This window comes from Acidovorax sp. HMWF029, from assembly GCF_003060895.1.
Lineage (GTDB): Bacteria > Pseudomonadota > Gammaproteobacteria > Burkholderiales > Burkholderiaceae_C > Acidovorax.
On sequence record NZ_QAIH01000232.1, the window covers coordinates 1 to 1,960 of the forward strand.

2 protein-coding genes are annotated in these 1,960 nt (G+C 69.4%); one reads left to right on the top strand and one right to left on the bottom strand.

What is annotated here, in order from left to right; genetic code table 11:
- The first annotated feature begins 2 nt into the window (after positions 1–2).
- Positions 3–872, top strand: a complete 870-nt coding sequence (locus tag DBR12_RS17325) for a LytTR family DNA-binding domain-containing protein (RefSeq protein WP_108618405.1) — start codon at positions 3–5, stop codon at positions 870–872.
- A 13-nt stretch (positions 873–885) separates the two neighbouring features.
- On the opposite strand, the gene DBR12_RS17330 is transcribed toward DBR12_RS17325, so the two are convergent.
- Positions 886–1,960, bottom strand: a 1,075-nt coding sequence (locus tag DBR12_RS17330) for an efflux transporter outer membrane subunit (protein ID WP_108618406.1), incomplete at its 5' end; no start/stop codon positions are given.

Here is a 1,960-nt window from a genome sequence, read left to right on the forward strand (position 1 = left end):
CCATGAACCCGTCCCGCCCCCGCGCCCTGATTGCCGAAGACGAACCCCTGCTGGCCGCGGCCCTGCGCCAGGAGCTGACCCGCGCCTGGCCCGCACTGGAGGTGGTGGCCACCGTGGGCGACGGACTCTCGGCCGTGCAGCAAGCGCTTGCGCTGCGGCCCGATGTGCTGTTCTTCGACATCCGCATGCCCGGCCAGACCGGCCTGGACGCCGCTGTGGAACTGGCCGACGCCTGGCCTGCCGATGCGCCCTTCCCGGCCCTGGTGTTTGCCACCGCCTACGACCAGTACGCCGTGCAGGCGTTCGATGCCCAGGCGGTGGACTACCTGCTCAAACCCATCGAAGCCCGCCGCCTTGCACGCACCGTGGCCAAGGTGCAGGACCTGCTGGCACAGCGCCATGCCAACGCAACCCCCACGTCTGCCGCCACCCCCCCTGAGCTGGAAGCCACCATGGCCCAGTTGCGTGCGTTGCTGCAGACACCTGGCCTGGGAGCCCCCCCTGCGCCACAGCCCGCACAAACTGCGCAGCCCGCACAGCCCGCCGCGCGGCTGAGCGTGATCCAGGCCAGCCATGGCTCACAGATTCACATGGTGCCGGTGGCCGATGTGGTCTATTTTGAAGCGGCCGACAAGTACGTGCGGGTGTTGACGACCGAGCGCGAATACCTGATCCGCACTGCGCTCAAGGAGCTGATCGAGCAGCTGGACCCGCAGGAGTTCTGGCAGGTGCACCGCAGCACTCTGGTGCGCGCCACTCACATTGCCACCGTCACACGCGACGAGGCTGGCAAGCAGCACATCACCCTGCGCGGGCGGCCCGAGCGGCTGCCCGTGAGCCGCCTCTACGCGCACCTGTTCAAGGCGATGTAGCTGCGGCGGCAGTTCAGGCAGGTGGCAGCGCCTCCCAGCGCCCGGCCACGTTCTTGAGGAGCGCATTCACAGCCGACAGGCGGCGGCTCTTTACATCGATCAGGCTGCGCTGCGACGACAGTACCGTGGCCTGAGCATTCAGCACATTGAGATAGCCCACGGTGCCCGCACGATACTGGTTCTCCACCACATCCAGCGCGCGCTGCGCGGCGGCCGTGGCCTCGCGCTGCAGTTGTTCCTCCTGTGCCAAGGCCGCGGCGGCCGTGAGGTTGTCCTCCACCTCCTGCAGCGCCGTGAGCACAGTCTGGCGGTAAGCGGCGGTCACCTGCGCGTGGTTGGCACGCGCCGTCTCCACCGCTGCACTGCGCGCACCGCCATCAAAAATGGACGCCGCCAGCGCAGGCCCCAGCGACCAGAACAGGTTGGGCGCGCTGAACAGGTCAGCCAGGGGCGAGCCCCGGTAGCCGCCCGCCGCCGACAGCGTGAGCGCAGGGAAGTACGCCGCGCGCGCCACGCCGATCTGCGCGTTGGCGGCGGCCACGCGGCGCTCGGCGCCAGCAATGTCGGGGCGATGCTGCAGCAAATCGGACGGCAGGGCCTGGGGCACGTCTGCCGGTGCCGGCAGCACGGCCGTGGCCTCCAGCGCAAAGGCCGCAGGCGCCTGGCCCAGCAGGGCCGCCAGCGCATGCTGCAGCTGGCTGCGCGTGGTCTCTGACTCCAGCAACTGAACCTGGGTGGACTTGTACTGCACCTCCGCCTGCGCCACATCGGCGCTGGACGCGACACCCGCCGCATGGCGGTTGCGCGTCAGCTCCCAGCTCTTGTGGTACGCCTTCAGCGTCTCGGCCAGGAGGGTGGCTTGAGCCTCGGCCGTACGCAGCGAAAAATAGGTCTGTGCCACAGCGGCCTGCAGCGACAGGCGGGCGGCGGCCAGGTCGTCAGCACTGGCCTGAGCACTGGCCTGCGCGGCGCTCACCCCAGCGGAGATGCGGCCCCACAGGTCCAGCTCCCAGTTGGCAGAAAGGCCCAGCGAATGGCTGGTGCTGATGCGCGCGGTGCTGCCGCCATCGGCCAACTGTGTACCGCTG